Origin of the sequence: Amycolatopsis thailandensis, assembly GCF_002234405.1 — a bacterium.
Classification (GTDB): Bacteria; Actinomycetota; Actinomycetes; order Mycobacteriales; family Pseudonocardiaceae; genus Amycolatopsis; species Amycolatopsis thailandensis.
Genome location: NZ_NMQT01000094.1, coordinates 32,981 through 53,271 on the forward strand (window position 1 = coordinate 32,981; position 20,291 = coordinate 53,271).

The following is a 20,291-nucleotide window of genomic DNA, read 5'->3' on the forward strand; positions in this document are numbered from 1 at the left end:
AAGGGAACGAGATGACCGAACAGCGCCCCGGCGAGCACATGGCCGCGGAGATCTCCCAGCAACCCGCCATTCTGGCAGGAATCGTGGAGCGACAGGCCGAAATCGCCGAGGTGGCCGAAGCCATCTCCAAGCGCCCGCCCAGGTTCGCACTGCTCGCCGCCCGCGGCTCCAGCGACCACGCCGCCCTGTATGCGAAGTACCTGATCGAAGTACTCCTCGGTCTCCCCTGCGGTCTCGTCTCGCCCTCCACCGCGACTTTGTACGGCGCCCGTCCCGATCTGCGGGACGTTCTCTTCATCACAGTAAGCCAAAGCGGTGGTTCCCCGGATCTCATCGAGGTCACCGAAACCGCGCGTCGCCAGGGAGCGCTGACCGTCTCGGTCACCAACACCCCGGAGTCGCCGCTGCGCGCCGCCGCCGAACTCGGCGTCGACATCGGCGCGGGGCTGGAAAAGGCGGTGGCCGCCACGAAGACGTACTCGGCCACCTTGCTCTCCCTTTACCTGCTGATCGACGCGGTCCGCGGCGGCAAGGGCGAGGACGCGGAGAAGCTGGGCGAGCTCGCCCAGCAGACCCTCGACGGCGCGGACGAAGGCGTCCAGCGCGCGGTGGACCGCTACCGGTTCGTCGACCGGGTGCTCACCACCGGCCGCGGCTACTCCTACGCCTCGGCGCTGGAAGGTTCTTTGAAGCTGGCCGAAACCAGCTACCTCGCGGCCCGCGCGTACAGCGGCGCGGACCTGTTGCACGGCCCGGTCGCCGCCGTCGACGGCGAGACAGCGGTGCTCGCGGTGACGAGCCAGGGACACGGCGTCGGCGCGATGCAGGAGGTCCTCGAAGCGGTGGGCAAGCGTGGCGCGGACGTGCTCGCGGTCGGTTCGGCTTCGGCCGACGTCCCCGCGGCGCTGCGGATCGGTGTCGCGCCTTCCGCCGAGGAGGTCGCCCCGATCCTGGAGATCCTGCCCATCCAGCGGATCGCGCTCGGCCTTTCGCTGGCGCGCGGCGGTGACCCGGACAGCCCCCGCGGGCTGCTCAAGGTGACCAAGACCCGGTGACGCACGTCATCGGTGTGGACGCCGGAGGAACGTCGACGCGAGCGATCGCCGTCGACGCCTCCGGCGTCGTGCTCGGCGCCGGGCGCGCGGGCGGGGCGAACCCCAACTCCCATCCTCCGGCGGAAGCCGCGGCGCGGATCGCGAGCGCGATCACCGCAGCGCTGGGCGGGCTGGACCCGGCCGCGACGGCGGCGTGCGTCGTCGGCATGGCGGGGGTCAGCAAGCTGAGCGATCCGGCGATCGCGGAGATCTTCGAAACCACTTGGAAGAACGTGGGAATCAGTCCTGTGCGGACGGTCCCCGACTCCGAGGTCGCCTACGCGTCGGCCACGTCCGCGCCGGACGGTTCGGTCCTCGTGGCAGGCACCGGATCGATCGCCGGGCGGGTCCGCGGCAGGCGCGTGGTTTCCACCGCCGGCGGCTACGGCTGGTTGCTGGGTGACGAAGGTTCGGCGTACTGGCTCGGCCGCGAAGCCGTTCGCTCCACATTGGATGTTCTGGGCCTCGGCGGCGAACCCGGTCCGCTCGCGCGCGCCGTGCTCGCCGAAGTGCTCGGTCCGTCCGCAGTGGACTCAGTGGACTCGGGCGACCGATCGGGGCTGTGGCGCGCGCTCATCACGAGCGCCAACTCCGAGGCGCCGATCCGGCTCGCCAGGTTCGCGCCGTTCGTCAGCCGGGCCGACCGCGAAGGCGACCCGGTGGCGGACGAGATCACCACCCGCGCGGCGGCCCATCTGGTGACCAGCGTCATGGCCGCGCGGGATCCCGGCGAGACCACGCCGATCGTCCTGGTGGGAAGCGTGCTGTCGCCGGAAGGGCCGGTCGGGGCGAAGGTCCGCGCCGAGCTGACCGGCCTCGAAGCCCTGACCAGCACGGACGGCGTACTGGGAGCCGCGTGGCTCGCCGCCGTCGACGCCTACGAAGAAGGGGCTCCACGACCGGTGTCCGCAGCGGAAAACACCAAAAACGCGCCCTAAAAGACCAAACCATCGACTCCGGGGGCGAACTCCGGGTACCGTAGGACCCGGCCCCCGGACCCTCCCCCCTCGCCGGGGGCCGCCTTATGTCCTGGGCAGCCCGCCGGGCGCGGGATCAGAGGGATCCTCGTACTCCTCCACGACCCGCAGACCGGGATGTTCCGGCGGCAGGGTCCGGTACAGCACCCAGCCGCTGACGGCGACGGTCACCGCGACCAGCGGCCAGGAGAGCACGGTCCGCGCGATGCCGAGCGCGACCACCTGACCGCTCCACCACAGCGAGCCGTAGACGACGACGCGCAACGTGTACTGGAGGAAGACCCACACCCAGCTCGCCCGCGAATACGCGCGCAGCAGCGCGGGATCGCGGCGCCAGCGGGTCTTCTGCCCGATGACGAGCCCGACGACGACGCCGAGCAACGGCCACCGGACCACGATGCTGGCCGCCCACAGCAGCGCGCTGGCCACATTGGACAGCAGCTGGATGAGGAAGAAGTCTTCGGCGCGGCCGGTGTGCAGGGCGATCAGCGCGGCGGCGATCACCGCGGCGAGGCTCACCACGACCGCGCGGGCCTTGTCGCCGCGCGCGACCCGGAACCCGCCGAGCAGCACCGCCACCCCGATGGCCACGCCGGCCCCCCAGGCGATCGACTGGCCCGCGATCAGCCAGCCGAGGACGAAGGCCGCGGGCGGGATACTCGCGTCGATGGCGCCACGCCGCCCGCCGAGGATCTGGGCGAGCGACTCGCGCGGGGCTCGTGAGGTCACCCTCACAGCCTGCCGGATCCATGACCTCCGACACCCGGGCGGGGAGACGTTCGCCACATACCGTGTCCGTTTCACGCCTACTTGAGGTGAATCTCAGCAGCCCAGGAGTGTACATCCCAGTAATGGAGATGCATGGACGTCCGACAAAATAAGAGACTGTGTCAACGGGCTGAACCACGTGTTTCGGCCAGGTGGGATTGCAGGGGCGCTCTCAGCTGTTAGTTGTGGTGTACAAGTACCAACCGGGGGCACACGGACGGAAGGGGACCCAACGTGTACGGATTCGACAGCTACGTGGCGATCGGTGACAGCTTCACCGAAGGACTCAACGATGATCTGCCGGACGGCACTTTTCGGGGCTGGGCGGACAGGCTGGCGGAGATCCTCGCCGAAGGCAGGCACGATTTCCAGTACGCGAACCTCGCCCTCCGCGGAAAGATGCTCGACGAGATCCTCGAAGAGCAGTTGCCGATCGCGCTCGCGGTGAAGCCCGACCTGGTCACGCTGTGCGCGGGCGGGAACGACATCATCGTGCCCGGCGCGGACGTGGACGCCGTCGCCGCGCGGCTGGAGGCGGGGGTCGCCAAGCTGCGCGAGGCCGGGATCCCGGTGCTGATCTTCAACGGCCCGGACACCAAGTACCTGTCCGTGATGCACGTCCTGCGGGGGAAGGTCGGCATCTACAACGCGCATCTGTGGGCGATCGCCGACCGGCACGGCGCCAAGATGGTCGACATGTGGGCGATGGCCCCGTTGCACGACCGCCGCGCCTGGAGCGACGACAGGCTGCACTTCACCCCCGAGGCCCACCGGCGGATCGCGCTGCGCGCGGCCGAGGTCCTCGGCGTCCCGGTCGCCGACGACTGGCGTGAGCCGTGGCCGGCGTCCGAGCAGCCGAGTACCTGGATCACTTCCCGCCGCTCCGACCTCGAGTGGACGAAGGCGCACCTGCTGCCGTGGATCCGGCGTCAGCTCAGGGGCGAGTCGATGGGCGACGGCCTGTCCCCGAAGCGCCCCGAACTCGCGCCGCTGCTCCCGCTGGAGCAGATCGAGTCGGCGAGCGTCACGCTCCCGGCCAAGGACCTGCGGGAGATCCACCACCACGCGAGCTGAAGGGGCCTTTCCCCTCATCTGGCGCCACGAAGGGGCCCTTCACCGCACCGCCTGCGGGAAGGGCCCCTTCGGCATCTCTGAAGTCGTCGCGCCGGCCCCACCACGTGTCGCGAAAGTCGCTTTCGCGACACCTGAAGTCCTGCCTTGAGGGTCAGGGTCCCGGCAAAGTCGCGTAAGCGGTCGTGTGTGGAGGATTCGGGACGTTCAACGTCCTGAATCCTCCACGCTCGGCCTCGTCTCGGTGCCGAGTGGAGCTTGTGCCGGACGGCGGTGTGGTCGACGGGGGAAGAATCCGGCCGTTGAACGTCCCGGATCCTCCGTTGATCAAGGCCCGAGATCGTGCGACCGCACGACATGCGGGGAAGGGTCCCTTCGGCCCCCTAGGCATCACCCGAACGGGTCATGTCCCGTTCGTCCGATGCACCCAAGCCTGGCCCGGCTTACAGTCCCTTCATGCCCGGTACACGCTGGAGCCGCTTGCTGCCTACAGCGCTGCTGGTCACGCTCGCCTTGACGGCGATCTCCGTCTGGTCGACCTCGGACGACATCGAGGCCGGGCTGACAGCGCGCGCGAAGAACGCCCTCGCCGACGTCGGTGTCTCCGGCGGCGAGGTGACCTTCTCCGGCCGCGACGCGAACCTCACCGGCTTCCCGCCGGACAAGGCCGCGCAGGCGATGGACGCCATCCAGCGGATCGACGGGGTCCGCACGGTCGAGATCTCCGGTGACACCGCCCCGCCCGCCGGTCCGGTGACGACCAGCGGCGAGCCGTCGAGCCCGCCGCCCGCTCCGCCGAGCCCGCCACCCAGCTCGACCGCTCCGGCCAAGCCGACGGACAAGGCCGGCTTCCAGGCCGAGATCGACCGTCTGCTGGCCGCGACGCCGATCACGTTCGAACCGGACACCACCGATCTCACCGCGGACGGTGAGCGCGGCGCGCTGGAGATCGCGAAGCTGCTCACGGACGCGCCGCGCGAACTGCGGTTCCGGATCACCGGGACGGTGGCGACCGGTTCGGACAGGAAGCTCTCGCTGAACCGGGCGCTGACGGTGGAACGGCTGCTGGAGCGCAACGGGGTCAAACGCGACCAGGCGTACTCCACCCAACGCAGGACCTCCGACGGCGCGAGCGGCGAGGGCCGCCGTGTCGACATCACGGCAGAACAGAGGTGATGGCTGAATGCTCTGGCTCTTCGGGCAGATCTGGCTCTGGCTGCTCATCTCCTTCGCCCTCGGCTGCGGGGTCACGTGGCTGATGACGCGCGGCGAACGACGTGAGCGCACCGCGCCCGAGCCGTCGGCCCGCGTGCCGGAACGCGCCGCCGTGCACGCCGAGCCCGAACCAGAGCCGGTGCCCGAACTGCTCTCCTCCGAACAGACGCAGTTCATCCCGCCCGCGCGGATCCAGGACGACGACGAGCCGTACGACCAGGAGGCGGAAGGCCATCGCGAGGGCCAGCTGACCCCGGAACCGGTGCGGGCCTACCGCCCGGAGCAGCCCGAACCCGCCGCCCGCAACGGCGAGGGCGGGCACGAACCCGAGCCGGTGTGGCCGAGCGACGAGGACTGGCCGCCCGCCGGGCACCGGCCGGGGCAGAGCGGCTGACACTCGCCTGGTAAATTCGGCTACGCACTGTGAGCGTGACGCCGGGTACGTTTCTTCGTTCGGGAGCTCCGGCACACGAAGGAGGCTCCGATTTGGCGCTCCCCTATTGGACGCCGCACAACCTGCTGCCTCCGGGCCGCCACCCCGCCGACCTGGCCGACGTCTACGAGCGGCTGGTCTTCGACGCGCCGCATCAGAACGACCGGGAAATCCTGTTCAGCGCGCTGAACAGCTACCTGGGGGTCGCCCGGCGGATCATGCCGACCGGCCGCGCGTGGATCGGCGGCGGCCTGACCGCCAGGACCCCGCACGCGCCGCTCGGGCTCGACGTGGTGCTGATCCCGGACGAATGGGGCGCGCTCAAACGGCTAGACGACGCGGGCCGCTCGGCGCTGTACGGGCTGTTGACCCTGCGCGGGGTCATCGTCGGCCAGCCCGCCATGTACCTGGACCAGGTCCAGCCCGTCGGCGGCATGCTCGACGGCTTCCTCTGCCGCCCCGGCGACGAGGAGATCTGGGAAGAAGTGTGGGCTGCCGGTGGCAGGGGGATTCCGGAAGTGATCTGGTGAGGAACGAATTCCGGCGCATCGCCGACGAGATCCCCGGCGGTACCTGGCTCGACGACCTCGCCCGCGCTTCGGCGATGGCCGCGTACGCGAAGTTCGAACGGACGTCGCGCTCGCCGCTGCTTCGCGTGTCCGTGATCGGTGAGTCGCATCTCGACGCGTACACCTTCTCGGACATCAGCCGCGCGTTGCAGGACGCGACGGCCAAGATCGGGCACATCATCCGGAACCCGTCGGGCGAGGTGACCTTCGTCCAGCCCGCGGACCGGGAGAAGGCCCCGCTGATCCAGCGCGGCCAGGCGGGCAACGCGATCTTCTTCGGCTTCCCCGAACCGGCGCTCGACGACGCGCTCATCCACGACGGGATCGAGTCGCTGTCCGAACGCGCGGTCAAGGAACTGTGCGACTTCCTGCCGGCCAACGGCTCCGACGACGGCGCGCTGGACGCGGTGCTGTTGCAGCGCGACACCGTCCGCAACGCGGTCAGCGACATCGTCAACGCGGTCAGCAAGCACGCCGGGATCGGCATGGCGCTGACCCCGACCGCCGGCGACGAGCTGACCCGCAGCATGACCACCGAGCAGGCGCGGATCCTGTCCGGGAGCCTGCGCGAGTCACGCGAGGCCGTCGGTTATGAGACGGTCAGCGGCAGGCTGGACGGCGTCCGTACCCGGCGCCGGATCTTCTATCTCGAACGCGAGTCGGGCGGCACGATCCAGGGCGCTGTCGCACCGGATCTGCTCGACGAGATCAAGGAGAACCTCGACCGGCCGGTGACCGCCCGGCTGCGGGTCGTGCGGACGACGACCATCGACGGTCGCCGCGGCCGCCCGGTGCACGAACTGCTGGAGATCACCCCGGAAGTCAGCCTGTTCGATCAGTGATCGGGTTTCCGATATTTGGTGATACCACATTTCTCGTCAAAAAATATCGATGACCGCTTGATCATCGTGGAATGATGACTTTTTCCGGCAGGTAACAATTTCGGCCATTGCCCCGAACGATGGGTTAACGTCTTCGGACGGAAGCCTCCGAAAGGGCACGTATGCCGACCGATCCACCACTCCCGCACCCGCCGGCGACCCGCTACGGCCCGGGGTTCGCCACCCACGGAACTCGTCATCGGAAGCCCAAGAACGGCCTGGTCATCGCCGGTTTCCTGGTCGGACTGGCGGCCCTCGGGGTCGCCTTCGTCCCGGTCGCCGGGGTGGCAGCCTGGCCGCTCGCCGTGACCGGAGTGATTCTTTCCGTGATCGGTTTGACCAAAATCAAGAAGGGCGAAGCAGACAAGAAGGGAATGGGGATCGCGGGACTCGCGCTTTCCGTTGCCGGTTTGCTGGCCGCGGGCGGGTTACTGGTCTACACCAACTTCTTTGCTACCGGCCGGTCGGGACTGCACATCCCGGCGGTCGCGGGGGACAAGCACACCGTCGAGTTCGTCGTCAGCGCGTCCGGCGGCGCGACCGTCCGGTTCGGTTCGCTCAACGACCAGCGCAGCGAAACGACCCCGGCGAGCACCGACGACTGGCGCGGCACGGCGTCGTTCAACTCGGGCGACTATCTGCTCACCGTCACCGCGGACACCCGGAACGCGTCGGTCAGCAACCAGATCTCCTGCACGATCCTGGTCAACGGCCAGAAGGTGGCGGAGAACAAGGGGCAGACCATCGCCTTGTGCACCGCGAGCACCGGCTGACCCCTCAACGCGTTTCGTCCTCTGAATGCGGTAGTTGCGCAGGCAAGTACCGCATTCAGAGGACGAAAGGCGGCCAGCCGCCTGGCGGCCGGCCGGTATCGCCCCCACCTCCACCGGCCGGACCGCCACGAGCCGCTCCTGGCGGCCCTTCAGACGGCCCCGAAAGGGCCGCCCGAGCGCCGATCCCTACCGCATGCCCCTCCCCTAGGGCTCGATCGACACTGAACGGGACCCTACGCGCGTGAACCGCGAGGCCACTAAGAATCCGCTAAGGATCACTCACGGACCTTCGCCGAGGTCCGTCAGTTCCGCACGGACCAGCGCGGCGAGCTTCGGATTGGCGTCCGCCAGGATTTTCAACGCGAGCGCGAACTGCTCGCGGGCACCGTCCACATCCGACCCGGCCCGCAGGATCCTGCCCAGGGTCAGCCGCAGTACGCCTTCCTGGAGGACGAAGCGGCGGCTGATCGTCAGGTCCACGGCCTCCCAGACGTACCGTTCGGCGGCGGCGAGTTCGCCGATCCGCATGCTCAGTTCGGCCAGGTTGTTCAGCGAGACGACGACGTAGCTTTCGTCGCCGAGGGTCCGGTCGATCTCCAGGGAGGCGACCTGGTGCCCGATCGCCTCGATGAACCGTCCGGACCGTTTTTCGGCCTCCGCGCAGTTGTTGAGCGCCTGCCCGCAGAGTTCGAGATCGCCGGTCAGCTCCGTCTCTTCGATCGCCTGCCGCAGCGTCCTGATGGCGTCGTCGTACCGCTCCAGCAGGGTCAGCGCGGAGCCGAGGTGGATGTTCGCCGAGACCATCAGCCGGTTGTCGCCGATCGCGCTCGCGAGTTCGAGCGCGCGTTCGGCGTCGGCCAGACAGCCTTGCGGGAGTTCGAAGGTGAGCGCGATGGCGCAGCGGGAGATCAGCATCCAGCAGCGGCCGAGGACGTCGCCGGACCGCTCGGCGGCCTCCAGTCCGATCTCGACCAGCCGTGTCCAGTCGTCGAGCAGCGGGTACACCGCGCGATAGGTGTGCGCGACCCGGGCCAGCCGCCAGACGTCCCCGTGACGCCCGTCGGCACGGGCCGCTTCGAGGACCTCCAGGAGGTTCTCCCATTCCGCGGCGAACCAGTCCTGCGCTTCGGCGAAGGAGCCCATCGGCGGCGTCTGGGCGTCGGTCAGCACGCCGGTGAAGTCGAGGGGGTCGACGATCCGCAGCATCTTCCGCCGGGCCCGGTCGGCGACGGACTGGTAGTACCGCACGGATCGGGTCAGCACGTCCCGCCGGTCGGTCTCGTCGAGTTCGTTCTCCGCCAGCTCGCGCAGGAACAGGCGGACGAGGTCGTGCGGGACGAAGGAGTCGCGGCCGGTTTCGGCGAGCAGGTTGTGCGCGGCGAGGACCCGCAGATGCCGTCGCGCCTCGGCGACCGTGATCCCGCCGATCGCGGCCGTCAGATGCGAACCGGCCGAAACGCACTGCACGACGCCGAGCCGCAGGAACGTGTCCGCGACCTCGGGCGGCAGGCCGCGGAACGAGACGTCGAACGCCGCGCGGACCCCGTCGTCCGGGCCCTCGACGTCGAGCGCGGCCAGCCTGGTGCGCTCGTTGCCGAGTTCTTCGACCAGGTCCTGCGCGGACCACTGCGCGCTGGCGGCGAGCCGGGCGCCCGCGATCCGCAGCGCCAGCGGGAGATATCCGCAGAGCCGGGCGAGCGCGTGGTTGAGGTCGAACCCGGCGGGCCCGGCGAGTTCCTCGATCAGCCGGACGGCGTCGCCGGGCGCGAGCGTGCCGAGGACGCGCAGTTTGGCCGCGTTGGACACGGCGAGGCCGTCGAGCCGCGACCGGCTGGTCACCAGCGTCATCGACCGTGAGCCGGGCGGCAGCAGCGGCCGGACCTGTTCGGCGGAGCGGGCGTTGTCGAGGATGACCAGCATCCGGCGGCCGGCGATCATCGAGCGGTAGAGCGCGACGCGTTCGTGGACCTGCTCCGGGACGCCCTCGGCGGGGACGCCGAGCCCGAGCAGGAACTGGGTGAGCAGTTCGGCGGGCTCCAGCGGCGGGTGGTGCGGGTCGAAACCGCGCAGCGAGGCGAAAAGGATGCCGTCGGGGAAGCGGCGGACGGCGCGATGCGCCCACCACACCACCAGGCTGCTCTTGCCGATCCCGGCCGTTCCGGTCACCACGCCGACCGCGGTCTCGCCCGCTTCGGCCCGCTCGGCGAGTCCGTCGAGCCAGGCCAGATCGGCCTCGCGTCCGGCGAGGTTCGGCACGGCGGGCGGCAGCTGCTGGACGGGGTGCGTCTCGGCCTTCGGTTCCGCGAAGACCTTGACCGGCAGGTCGTCGTTCAAAACGCGTTCGTGCAGCCAGCGCAGGTCCGCGCCGGGTTCGACGCCGAGGGTCCGCAGGGTCGCGCGGGACACCGTGCGGTAGAGCTCGAGCGCGTCGCCGCGGCGTCCGGCGTGATACAGCGCGCGCATCAGCTGACCGGCGGTGCGCTCGGCCAGCGGGTTCGCGCGGACCAGCGGGCTGAGCTCGACGATGAGTTCCGCGTGCCTGCCGAGTTCGAGGTCCGCGTCGACCCTGGCGCCGTGGACGGCGAGCCGCAGGTCCTCCAGTTCGGGGGCGCGCACGGAACCGGGCACCCCGGCCAGCGCGGGCCCCTGCCAGAGCGCGAGGGCCTCGGCGAGCAGCTCGGACGCCTTCTCCGGGTCTTCGGTCGAGGACTGTTCCAGCAGCGCGCGGGCGCGGTGGACGTCGATCCTCGCCGGTTCGACGGTGAGCTGGTAGCCGGGCGGCGCGGTGTGGATCCGGGCGCCGCGCGGATGGTCGCCCTGGATGTCGCGGAGTACGCGCCGCAGGTGGGAGACGTTGCCGTGGACGATCGTGCGGGCGGTGGCGGGCGGGTCGTGACCCCACAGCGCGTCGATGATCTCGTCGAGCGCGACGACCTTGTTGACCTTCAGTGCCAGCAGCGCGAGCAGGCCGCGGACGCCGGGACCGCCGACGGGGACGGGCCGTTCGCCGTCGAGGAGCCGCACGGGACCGAGGAGCTGGAAACGGGCAGGGGAACCGTTTTCGCCCATGGCAAGCACCCCTCCTCCGATCTCTCCCCTTACCGGAGTAGCCAACCTACCGCGCGAAGACGCCGCCAACCAGAAAACACGAGGAAAGAGAGACATAGCGGGACACAACCGACCCCGCGAATTGATCCAGGTCTGGAGCCGGGGTGTCCTCGGTGGTCGTACTGGCACTTCTTGCTCACCGAGTCCGTGAAGGCCTCCTTCCCTACCTTCAGGGTGGGGAAGGAGGCCTTCACGGACTTGAGCTGAGGCCAACCGCGGCCCAGATCCGCGCAGGTAACCAAATACCGGTCCGCCCACCCGCTGCACACGAAGGCTGGAGCCGTCGCTTTGGAAGCGCGTCAGCGCGGCGCAATAAAAAGAGCTCCGTGCCATCAGTCCCGATCTGATGGCACGGAGCCGGGGGATGTCCGATTTGGGCCGCCTGGGGGCGCGACCCACACCGGACATCGGCGTCCACGTCCGTCCGGGTGGGCTCACCCCGAGCGAAGAACCCGTTCGACCGTCGACAACACCTACGTGAGCGAGCCCACTGGCCCGCTCACGTGGCGACAACGTAACAGGGCGCACACTCGTGGCTACAGGCACCCCTTGATAGCCTTCGCCACCTGCGGTTCGTCTACCGCGACAGCGGGGTCGAGTCGCGGCCGGCGATGAACGCGGGACGGCGTTCGATGGCCGCGAAGGGCTCCCGCAACGCGTTCTCGACGCTGTTGAACACGATGAAGATGTTCGACCGCGGGTACGGCGTGATGTTGTTGGACGAACCGTGCATCACATTCGAATCGAACCAGAGCGCCGAACCGGCCTGTCCGGTGAATTGGTCGATTCCGTATTCGGCGGCGAGTTTGGTGATGTCATCCTCGCCGGGAACACCGACCCGCTGCTCTTTCAGCGAGCTCTTGTAGTTGCTCTGCGGGGTTTCCCCGGCGCATTGGACGAAGGTCCTCTGCGACCCCGGCATCACCATCAGCCCGCCGTTGAACGGGTAGTTGTCGGTGAGCGCGATGGAGCAGCTGACCGCTCGCGGCGCGGGCATGCCGTCTTCGGCGTGCCAGGTTTCGAAGTCCGAGTGCCAGTAGAACCCGGTGCCCTTGAAGCCGGGCATGTAGTTCACGCGGCTCTGGTGGATGTAGACCTCGGAGCCGAGGATCTGCCGGGCCCGGTCGAGGACGCGCGGGTCGCGGACGAGTTCCGCGATCAGCGCGCTGGTCTCGTGGACGTCGAAGATGGAGCGGACCTCACCGGTTTTGGCTTCGGTGATGACACGCTCGTCGTCGCGGTGGTCCCCCGACGACATCCGCACGAGTTCCTGCCAGTACGTCTGGATCTCGCCAGGCGACAACAACTGGTCGACGACGGTGTAACCACGGGTCTCGTGGTTGGCGAGGGTGGCCGCGTCGAGCGGCCCGTCGCCCTCGGTGCCCCAGACGGTGGGGTGTGTCCTGGGCAGGTGTTCGGGCTTACCCGTGATGCGGGTCGGGTAACTGTCGTCGACTCGGGTGTCGGTCAGCGTCAAAGCGGTCGCCTCCTCGAGCGATTCCTACGGTTCGGTTACGAGCGGGTACACGCCGTTCTCGTCGTGGACCTCACGGCCGGTGACGGGCGGGTTGAACACGCAGACGCACTTGATCTCGGTCTTGGGCCGGACCTGGTGCTTGTCGTGGTCGTTGAGCAGGTACAACGTGCCCGGCTTCAGCTGGAAGACCTCGCCGGTCGCGGTGTTCTCGAGCTCTCCCTCACCGGAGGTGATGAAGACCGCTTCGATGTGGTTCGCGTACCAGAAGTCGTTTACCGTCCCGGCGTAGAGCGTGGTCTCGTGCACCGAGAACCCGACGCCTTCCTTGGCGAGCACGATGCGCTTGCTTCGCCAGTTCGGGGTCTTGATGTCGGCGTCGGTATCGGTGACCTCGTCGAGTGTTCTGACAAGCAACGGAAAACTCCTTCTCGTTCTTGGTTGAGGGCGGCCGGTTCGGGTCAGTTGAGGACGGCGGCGACGGCCTCGTCGATGATCGACAGGCCCTTCGTGAGCTCGTCCTCGGTCAGGGTGAGCGGCGGGAGCACCTTCATGACCTCGCCGTCGGGGCCGGAGGTCTCCATCAGCAGTCCGCGCTCGAAAGCGGCGGCGCAGACCTTGCCCGCGAGGTCCCCGTTGGGGAACTCGATGCCGCGGGCAAGGCCGCGGCCCTTCGCGAACAGGTTCGCGTCCGGGTACGCCTCGACGATGCCCTGGAAGGCGGCGGCGATGCGCTCGCCCTTGGCCTTCGTCGACTTCTCCAGTTCGTCGTCGCTCCAGTAGACGCGCAGCGCCTCGGCCGCGGTGACGAACGCCGGGCTGATGCCGCGGAAGGTGCCGTTGTGCTCGCCCGGCTCCCAGACGTCGAGGTCGGGGCGGATCAGCGTCAGCGCCATCGGGATGCCGTAGCCGCCGATGGACTTCGAGAGGCAGACGATGTCGGGCTTGATGCCCGCGTCCTCGAAGCTGAAGAACGGGCCGGTGCGGCCGCAGCCCATCTGGACGTCGTCGAGGATCAGCAGGATGCCGTGCTTCTTGCACAGGTCGTCCAGCGCCTTGAGCCACTCGATGCGCGCGGCGTTGATGCCGCCCTCGCCCTGGACGCCCTCGACGATGACGGCGGCGGGCTCGTTCAGGCCGCTGCCGGAGTCTTCGAGCAGCTTCTCGAAGTAAAGGAAGTCCGGAATGGAGCCGTCGAAGTAGTTGTCGTACGGCATCGGCGTGGCGTGCACCAGCGGGACACCGGCGCCGCCGCGCTTCATCGAGTTGCCGGTCACCGAAAGGGCGCCCAGCGTCATGCCGTGGAAGGCGTTGGTGAAGTTGATGACCGATTCCTTGCCGGTCACCTTGCGCGCGAGCTTCAGCGCGGCCTCGACCGCGTTCGCGCCACCGGGGCCGGGGAAGACGACCTTGTAGTCGAGGTCGCGCGGCTGGAGGATCTTCTCCTTGAACGTCTGGAGGAAGTCTCGCTTGGCCACGGTGAACATGTCGAGCGCGTGCGTGACGCCGTCACGGGCGATGTAGTCGATCAGCGCCCGCTTGAGCGCCGGGTTGTTGTGCCCGTAGTTGAGCGCGCCGGCGCCGGCGAAGAAGTCGAGATAGGCCTTGCCGTCTTCGTCGTACAGGTAGCTCCCCTGAGCCCTGTCGAACACCACGGGCCAGCCGCGGCTGTAACTGCGTACTTCGGATTCGAGTTCCTCGAAAATACTCATCACGTTTTCTTTCTCCCTGGGATCCCCGGTTTACGTCCTAGTTGTTGCCGAGCGGACCGATTCGGTACAGGTCCTCCTGCTCATGCGTTCCTTCCTCGGCCGGGAAATCCGTCGCGGAGAACAGATCCTGGCGTTCCAAGGTGGCGTCCCAGCGCTTGGCGAACGAGGCGAACAACCGGATCGAAGCCTCGTTGTCCGGGGTGATCGTCGTTTCCAGGTACCGCACACCTTGTGCGGCGAGCCTGCTGAACAGGTCGTCGAGCAGTGCCCCGGCCAGGCCTTTTCCGCGCTGGGACGCGTCGACCGCGACCTGCCAGACGAAGCCGGTGTCCTGCTTCCGATACCCGATCACGAAACCGACCGGCTCGCCGTCGACTTTCGCGACGACCGAGGTGTCTGCGAAATCGTGGCACCACAGCAAATAGGCGTAAGGCGTGTTGAGATCGAGCTTCTTCGAATCGCGGGCGATTCTCCAGAGCGCGGCACCGTCTGCCTTGGTCGGATTTTCGATCAAGTGCTTTCCGGACATGTCCAAGAAACGTACCGGAGGATTCGGGCGCGGTCAGATCAGCGCGGCGGCGGCAACGCGGCTACCTGCAACAACCCGGAAACACACGTGACAAAGGTAACGGTAACGTTTGAAGCGCAGCACTTGTGGGTAAGGCCGCTTCGTTGCGGTCTCACTGCATGTGACGATACCAACCGTTACCACTTCGTCGCACGGTCAGGACGCGATTCGGCGCGCCGAAACCGCGAGGAGGGGCCTACTTGCGGCGTGCCCGCCTCCGGAAGACGGAACCCAGCGGCGTCCAGATGGCGGGCAGCAGGAGCAGCAGGCAAACGACGAGCCACCAGACCGGCGCCTCGCCGCGCCGCCAGCCCGCGACGACGTCGCCGAGCCAGCCGAACAGCGGCTCGCGGACCGGCGGCAGGAACGCGGCGAACAGCAGACCCGCTCCCACCAGCACGCAGAGCACCGTGAGCACCATCCGCCACGTCTTGCGCAACGTCATCAGGCTGACCGCCAGGAACACGATGGCGCCCGCGGCCACCGGGACGCCGACCCATTGCAGGACGGGACCGCCCTGTCCGCCGATGACGAAACCGGCCAGCACCGTGATCAGCGCGGCGAGCACGTTCCACGGCGCGGGCAGGGTGGCCGCGCCGCGCGTGATCCACCAAGCGCTGCGCCCCGCCGCCTGGGCGAAGGTCGCGGCGGGCTGGACCGTTTTCGGCACCCGCGTCGCCCCCGCCGCCGCGTTGAGCCCGGCGGCACCCGCCTTGACCAGCGTCTTCGTCAGCAGCATCGTGCCGCGTTCGTGTTCGAACCGCTCGCCGGAGACCTGGCAAGCCTGGAACGCGCGCTGGGTCTGCTCGTCGGTTTCCGGCTCGTTCTCGATCAGTTTTCTGAACCGTTCCGACGGTTTCCCGTTCCCTTTGGCCGTTTTCGCGTCGTGTCCGCTGTGGAGGCCGACGCAGGGCAGTTCTTCGCGTGCGATCTCCAGCTGCCGCACCCGCGCGAGCACCATCGCCGTCACCGGCATACTGATCGGGAGGGCGGCTTCGCCTTCGACGTCGGCGAGTTCGCCGTCGAGGCCGAGGAAGGCCAGCTCTTCGGTCAATTGCGCGCACAGCGCGTCCGCTTCCTCCTGCGCCAGCCCGTCTTCCGTACCGGGCCGGCGCCAGCCGATCTTCGTGAAGGTGTCCCGCACCTGTATCCGGAACGCCTCCCGCCCGACGACGTCACGCAGCAGCCGCAGGCGTTTCGGGTCGAGCAGGCATTGGATCAGCCAGCCGGCGCCGTCGACCCGGCCCCACATCCAGTCGTTCGCGCGCCAGGACGCCTTGTAGAACGCGCCGAAGTAGTCGGCCTGCATGCCGGTGAGCTTCGTCCACGAACGACGGCGCTTCATGTCCAGCAGCGTCCGGGAATCCGCACTCACCTGGACGAGATCGACGCGCTGATCGACCGACGGCGGCTGCGCGAGCAGTCCCCGGGTCGCGATGTGCAGGCGCACCAAGCGCGAAGTGACGACCGCGTCACCGGCGCTCTTGTCGTCGGAAGTGAGCCCGGTCCACGCCAGCAGCGTGCTGACCGTGTCGGCGGCCTCGGTATCGGGTTTCTCTTGCGCCAGCGGCAAAAGGATCGGCGTCGCCTGCCGGAGCGCGGCGACCACGAGCGGCCACGCCTCCTTGAGCGTGTCCGACCGGCCGAGTCCGGCCCATTTCCTGGCGAGCCCCTCGATCCAGGCCGCCAGGGTGTCCGCGGACTTCGGCGGTTCCTGTTCGGTGACCCAGCTCGCGATCCGGTAGCCCCGCGCGGCCTTGTGCCGGGCCTCGTGCAGCAGCACCCGGCATTGATTGAGCTGTGTGGCCTGCTCCGGCGACGGATCGAGCCGGAAGCCCGCGTTCACCAGCTGGAGTCCGGTCGCCACCGAATCGTCGAGCGCGGTGGTGCGGAAGGCGATCAGGTCGCCGAGTTCGCAGGTGTCCTTCGGCGGCTCGGTGGGCAGGCCGTCGCGCAGGCCCGCCGCCGCGGCCGCGCGCAGCTGCGCCGCCGTACCGGACGCCCACTGACGTCCCTCCACATCGGACAGCGAGAGCCTGCGGGTCGCCTCTCGGACCAGCGCGGTGGCGTCCTCCTGGACCCGCCTGTCGCGGTAGTCGTTCATCAGGCGCTGGTCGACCAGTGTGCCGGGGCCGCCGCGAACCCCCATCGCGGCAAGGGAAACACGGGTTCCCCTGGTCCGGACGACGGCGTCGTTGTGCCGGGTCAGGTCTTCGAGCTCGGCGCTGATCGTCTGGCTCAGCACGGTGCCGACGACCTTGCTCATCGCGCTGCCGAGCAACGGCGGCCGCTCCGGATCGACCACGACCCGGTCCGCTTCGCGTTCCGCCGTCGGCACCACGTACAGCAGCAATCGCCGGACGTCCGAATGCGACTGCCGTTCGAAGATCTCCCGCAACGCCGGGCGCAACGGTTTGTTCAGCAGCACTCCGCCGTCGGTGAGCCAATGCGACCGCGAGACGTCGGTGTACTTTGTCATGTCCGGATGCAGTGGCCCGGTCTTCTCGCCGATCGGCATCCGGGAAAGCTCGAACGCGCCGGGGAACGACGCGGTGGAGCGGGCCGCGAGCGCGAGCGGCCCCACCACGTCGTCAGTCCATAAAGGACCGTCGAACCGGAAGAGCAGGCGATGTTCGGTGTCCCGCACCAGGTTTCCGAGCGCGTCGTCGAACCTGGTCGTCTCGCCGTCGATCATCGTGCCGGTGAGCAGCACGGTGATGTCGGGACAGTCGGGTTTCACCGTCGCCTTGTCGGTGATCCGGTGCAGCGCGTCCTTCAGGTCCGCCAGCAGCACTTTGTCGCCGTCGAGCAGCGAACGCGGCGCCTTTTCGCCGGGGTCGCGGATCAGGTTGTCGAGCGATCCCGTGCTGATCCACGTGTCGCGAAGCACCTGCGGGCTCGACCGGAACGCCTCCGCCAGCCCGAGGCACGCCGCGTTGATGCCGCCCGCGCTCGTGCCGGTGAGCACGTCGAGCGAGACGGTGGCGTTGAGCAGATCGAGCAGGGCGCGATACGGCCCCTCGGCTTCCGGCGTTCTCGACGCCTGAAGCAGATGCGAGGTCTCGGTGGCGACCCCGCCCATCCAGACCGCGAGGCTCGCCCCGCCCACCATGGTCATCGCCAGCCGGATCTCCTGCGGCCACGGGCTCCCCGCGTCGGCCATGTGCGCCCTCCCCAAGGCTTAAGTGCAGGAGCACTGTAGACCGGACGGCCGAACCGGTGTACCGCCGTTGGTGCCGAAATTCGTTCACCCGTAAGGGCAAATCCCCGCGTTTCGTCCTCTGGACGCGGTAGTTGGGCATGCGAACTACCGCGTTTAGAGGACGAAACGCGGGAAGGGGCGGGGCGTTCGCGACACGCCTCCCCTCGGGCGACGCCCACGTGGTGAAGGCCTCCTTCACTACCTTGAGGGTAGGTAAGGAGGCCTTCACGGACCTTGCGACGCGGCCAGGAAGCGAAGCCACGGGCCGAACGCGTTGCGAAAGCCACTTTCGCAACGTTGAAGGTTGCGAAAGCCACTTTCGCAACGTCGCCGACAGGTCCAGCGGACCGAGCGAACTACCGCATTTAGAGGACTAAATGCGCGAGGAGGCAGGGAAGGTCAGGCGGCGAAGTGTTCCAGCAGGAGCACTTGGGCCTCACCGACGGCGAAGCCCAGGACGGCTCCGGTCGCGATCAGGATCCATTCGTCCTGCTGGAAAGCCGGCCGCAGCAGTCCCTCGAATTCGCGCGGCGACAGCTCCTTCATCTTGGTCACCAGCACGTTCCGGATGTCCATCGCGTCGTTGGCGTAGTCCTCGATGTACCGCATGGTCTCCGGCAGCTTGTCCATGATCTTCTCGGCGATGTTCAGCTTCATGTCCTGATACCGCCTGCTGCCGACGGCGAACACCACCAGCGGCTTCCCGACACCGACGCGGCGGCCGAGCTGTTCGTCGAGCTGACGCTGGATGAGCCCGAGCACCCGGTCCGAAAGCGGCCCGTGCAGCACCGCCTCGATCACGTTGTGCGGGGTGATGATCTCCTTCGCGATCAGCGCGCCGTACGCCTCCGCGACCTCACCGCGCCGCTTCAGGAACAGACCTTGCCAGCGCACGCCGAAGTACCGGCGTTCCTCGATCGGGTAGAAGATCATGCGCAGCGCCAGCCAGTCGGTGAACCAGCCGGTGAAAAGACCGAACAGCGGCATGATCAACGGGAATTTGAACAGCACCCAGGCGACCATCTGGATGACGCCGATCAGCCCGCCGAAGACGATGCCGGAGCGGGCGATGAACTTGAACTCCTTGTCGCCCGCCTCCTGGAAGATCCGGTTCAGCAGCCGTTTGTCCTTGACCAGGGCGGTGACCACCATGCCCTTGAGGTCGAACACACTGTCCACATCGGACTTGATGAGCTCCAGCACGGCCGTGACCATCTTCGGCGTCTCGGCCTGGACGCGCTGGATCACCAGCCGCTGCATCCCTACCGGCAGCGATTCCCACAGCCCCGGCTGGTAGTGGGCCGCGACGTCGCGCACGATGTCCTCGACGGCGGCTTGCAGCGGTTTTTCGATCTCCCGCGCGATTCTCTGCGGATCGAGCCGGGCGACGACCTCGGCGGGCTTGATCAGCTGCTCGGTCATCGTGTCGCAGGCGATGCTCGCCATCCGCGCGGCGCGTTTGGGCACGATGCCCTGCCAGCCGAGGAACGGTTTGATGCCGATGAACTCGACCGGCTGGAACATCATCCGGATCGCGACGAGTTTGGTGGTGTAGCCGATCAGGGCGGCGACGATCGGGATGGAGACGTAGATCGGCCAGTGACGGCCGAAATCTTCGAGGATCCCGTCGAGGAACGCACCCATGCCGGGGTCAGCCGGCGCTCGGGTCGCAGGCCTGCCAGAACCGGTCGCCGAGCCGGGAGATGTGCACCGTGCGCTTGACGAACTTGGCCCGCTTGACCGACTTCTCCGCCTCGCGGACCGTCTCGTCGGTCAGCAGGATCTCGTACTGCGTCTCCAGCGCGGGCACCTCTTCGTCCAGCTCCACCAGGCCGAGCCCGATCAGCCGGGTGAGGTAGCCGGGCACCTGGTCGGGCAGCGACACCCCGGCGGCCTTGCCGACGGTGGAGGCGTTGCGCAGCACGAACCGCCCGGCGCCACCGAGGTTGGTCCGCTCGGCGACGTCGACGGCGGGGAACGGCGAGCCGTCGGAGAGCGCGGAAAGAATGCGGGCCTCGTCCGGCGTCAGCTGCCGCAGGATGATCGCGTAGAGGTATTCGCGCGCCCTCTCACGGCCGAAGCCGATCGAGTGGTTGAGCAGTTCGGCCATCGCCGCGCGGAGCGGTTCGAGCTGAGCGCGCGTGTGCACGAGGGTGATGGTCGCTTCGACCGGGCGCGCGCCGTTGGAGTCGGGGCGGTTCATCGCGGACGCGGCGGTGAGCGCGGCGTGATACGGGTCGTCGACCTCGTCGAGGCGGCGGCGCAGCTCCGAAAGCAGCTGCCGCTCGCCCTGCTTGACGATCTGCTCCGCGATTTCGACGCCGGGGAGCTTGCGGGTGAACTCGAAACCCGTGCGGGCGGCCCAGCCCGCGAGCTGTCCCGCGCGTTTGGCGAATGCGGCCAGGTCGTCACCGGCGGGTCGATCGTTGCTCACGGACACTCCCCT

General features: G+C 68.4%; 17 protein-coding genes. 8 read left to right on the forward strand and 9 right to left on the reverse strand.

Annotated elements, in window-relative coordinates; genetic code table 11:
- Window positions 1-11: 11 nt before the first annotated feature.
- Together CFP71_RS25625 and CFP71_RS25630 are read left to right on the forward strand one after the other, a co-directional pair.
- The gene (locus CFP71_RS25625) at window positions 12-1,055 is read left to right on the forward strand and encodes an SIS domain-containing protein (protein ID WP_039918896.1); all 1,044 of its coding nucleotides are present in this window, start codon (window positions 12-14) and stop codon (window positions 1,053-1,055) included.
- A complete protein-coding gene (locus tag CFP71_RS25630; RefSeq protein WP_093936493.1) occupies window positions 1,052-2,032 on the forward strand; it encodes an N-acetylglucosamine kinase in 981 nt (326 codons plus the stop codon). The genes CFP71_RS25625 and CFP71_RS25630 overlap by 4 nt, the downstream gene beginning before the upstream one ends.
- Before the next feature lie 84 nt (window positions 2,033-2,116).
- Here the strand turns inward: CFP71_RS25630 and CFP71_RS25635 are convergent, their stop codons facing one another.
- Window positions 2,117-2,800 carry a DUF3159 domain-containing protein gene (locus CFP71_RS25635; protein ID WP_093936494.1) on the reverse strand — a complete coding sequence of 228 codons (684 nt, stop codon included), beginning with the start codon at window positions 2,798-2,800 and terminating at the stop codon, window positions 2,117-2,119.
- Window positions 2,801-3,073: 273 nt separating this feature from the next.
- Here CFP71_RS25635 and CFP71_RS25640 point away from each other — a divergent pair, with 273 nt between their 5' ends.
- From CFP71_RS25640 to CFP71_RS25665, 6 genes are all read left to right on the forward strand, one after another.
- The gene (locus tag CFP71_RS25640) at window positions 3,074-3,913 is read left to right on the forward strand and encodes an SGNH/GDSL hydrolase family protein (RefSeq protein WP_093936495.1); all 840 of its coding nucleotides are present in this window, start codon (window positions 3,074-3,076) and stop codon (window positions 3,911-3,913) included.
- Window positions 3,914-4,366: 453 nt separating this feature from the next.
- Window positions 4,367-5,086 (forward strand): OmpA family protein, encoded by a 720-nt coding sequence (locus CFP71_RS25645; RefSeq protein WP_244199826.1) that lies wholly within the window; start codon window positions 4,367-4,369, stop codon window positions 5,084-5,086.
- A gap of 7 nt (window positions 5,087-5,093) precedes the next feature.
- Complete coding sequence (locus CFP71_RS25650) at window positions 5,094-5,519, forward strand: hypothetical protein (protein WP_093936497.1); 426 nt, start codon at window positions 5,094-5,096, stop codon at window positions 5,517-5,519.
- Between the two features lie 92 nt (window positions 5,520-5,611).
- Entirely contained in the window at window positions 5,612-6,088 is a 477-nt protein-coding gene (locus CFP71_RS25655; protein WP_093936498.1) for a DUF6932 family protein, read from the forward strand.
- Window positions 6,085-6,969 (forward strand): hypothetical protein, encoded by an 885-nt coding sequence (locus tag CFP71_RS25660; protein ID WP_093936499.1) that lies wholly within the window; start codon window positions 6,085-6,087, stop codon window positions 6,967-6,969. Before CFP71_RS25655 ends, CFP71_RS25660 begins: the two co-directional genes overlap by 4 nt.
- A gap of 161 nt (window positions 6,970-7,130) precedes the next feature.
- Window positions 7,131-7,781 carry a hypothetical protein gene (locus CFP71_RS25665; protein WP_093936500.1) on the forward strand — a complete coding sequence of 217 codons (651 nt, stop codon included), beginning with the start codon at window positions 7,131-7,133 and terminating at the stop codon, window positions 7,779-7,781.
- 279 nt (window positions 7,782-8,060) lie between these two features.
- Here CFP71_RS25665 and CFP71_RS25670 read toward each other — a convergent pair whose 3' ends face one another.
- The 8 genes from CFP71_RS25670 to CFP71_RS25705 all read right to left on the reverse strand — a co-directional run bounded on the left by CFP71_RS25670 (window position 8,061) and on the right by CFP71_RS25705 (window position 20,279).
- The gene (locus tag CFP71_RS25670; protein WP_093936501.1) at window positions 8,061-10,850 is read right to left on the reverse strand and encodes an AfsR/SARP family transcriptional regulator; all 2,790 of its coding nucleotides are present in this window, start codon (window positions 10,848-10,850) and stop codon (window positions 8,061-8,063) included.
- Window positions 10,851-11,466: 616 nt separating this feature from the next.
- Window positions 11,467-12,366, reverse strand: a complete 900-nt coding sequence (gene thpD / locus CFP71_RS25675) for an ectoine hydroxylase (protein WP_093936502.1) — start codon at window positions 12,364-12,366, stop codon at window positions 11,467-11,469.
- Window positions 12,367-12,390: 24 nt separating this feature from the next.
- Complete coding sequence (locus CFP71_RS25680; protein WP_093936503.1) at window positions 12,391-12,780, reverse strand: ectoine synthase; 390 nt, start codon at window positions 12,778-12,780, stop codon at window positions 12,391-12,393.
- Between the two features lie 44 nt (window positions 12,781-12,824).
- On the reverse strand, window positions 12,825-14,075 hold the full coding sequence (gene ectB / locus CFP71_RS25685) for a diaminobutyrate--2-oxoglutarate transaminase (protein WP_093936504.1): 1,251 nt from the start codon (window positions 14,073-14,075) through the stop codon (window positions 12,825-12,827).
- A 37-nt stretch (window positions 14,076-14,112) separates the two neighbouring features.
- Window positions 14,113-14,604 (reverse strand): diaminobutyrate acetyltransferase, encoded by a 492-nt coding sequence (ectA, locus tag CFP71_RS25690; protein ID WP_093936505.1) that lies wholly within the window; start codon window positions 14,602-14,604, stop codon window positions 14,113-14,115.
- Between the two features lie 235 nt (window positions 14,605-14,839).
- Window positions 14,840-17,806: a patatin-like protein gene (locus CFP71_RS25695; protein WP_093936506.1), complete on the reverse strand. Its 2,967-nt coding sequence runs from the start codon at window positions 17,804-17,806 to the stop codon at window positions 14,840-14,842.
- A gap of 438 nt (window positions 17,807-18,244) precedes the next feature.
- Window positions 18,245-19,489, reverse strand: coding sequence for a DUF445 domain-containing protein (locus tag CFP71_RS25700; protein ID WP_093936507.1), 1,245 nt, complete (start codon window positions 19,487-19,489; stop codon window positions 18,245-18,247).
- A gap of 7 nt (window positions 19,490-19,496) precedes the next feature.
- Window positions 19,497-20,279, reverse strand: a complete 783-nt coding sequence (locus tag CFP71_RS25705) for an Abi-alpha family protein (protein WP_093936508.1) — start codon at window positions 20,277-20,279, stop codon at window positions 19,497-19,499.
- Window positions 20,280-20,291: the final 12 nt, after the last annotated feature.

What these genes read in the sequence shown, in the direction of transcription:
- CFP71_RS25695 (WP_093936506.1), bottom strand. Translation starts at nt 17,806, where the DNA reads ATGGCCGACGCGGGGAGCCCGTGGCCGCAGGAGATCCGGCTGGCGATG.
- CFP71_RS25625 (WP_039918896.1), top strand. Translation starts at nt 12, where the DNA reads ATGACCGAACAGCGCCCCGGCGAGCACATGGCCGCGGAGATCTCCCAG.
- CFP71_RS25670 (WP_093936501.1), bottom strand. Translation starts at nt 10,850, where the DNA reads ATGGGCGAAAACGGTTCCCCTGCCCGTTTCCAGCTCCTCGGTCCCGTG.
- CFP71_RS25645 (WP_244199826.1), top strand. Translation starts at nt 4,367, where the DNA reads ATGCCCGGTACACGCTGGAGCCGCTTGCTGCCTACAGCGCTGCTGGTC.
- ectA (WP_093936505.1), bottom strand. Translation starts at nt 14,604, where the DNA reads ATGTCCGGAAAGCACTTGATCGAAAATCCGACCAAGGCAGACGGTGCC.
- CFP71_RS25650 (WP_093936497.1), top strand. Translation starts at nt 5,094, where the DNA reads ATGCTCTGGCTCTTCGGGCAGATCTGGCTCTGGCTGCTCATCTCCTTC.
- CFP71_RS25700 (WP_093936507.1), bottom strand. Translation starts at nt 19,489, where the DNA reads ATGGGTGCGTTCCTCGACGGGATCCTCGAAGATTTCGGCCGTCACTGG.
- ectB (WP_093936504.1), bottom strand. Translation starts at nt 14,075, where the DNA reads ATGAGTATTTTCGAGGAACTCGAATCCGAAGTACGCAGTTACAGCCGC.
- CFP71_RS25665 (WP_093936500.1), top strand. Translation starts at nt 7,131, where the DNA reads ATGCCGACCGATCCACCACTCCCGCACCCGCCGGCGACCCGCTACGGC.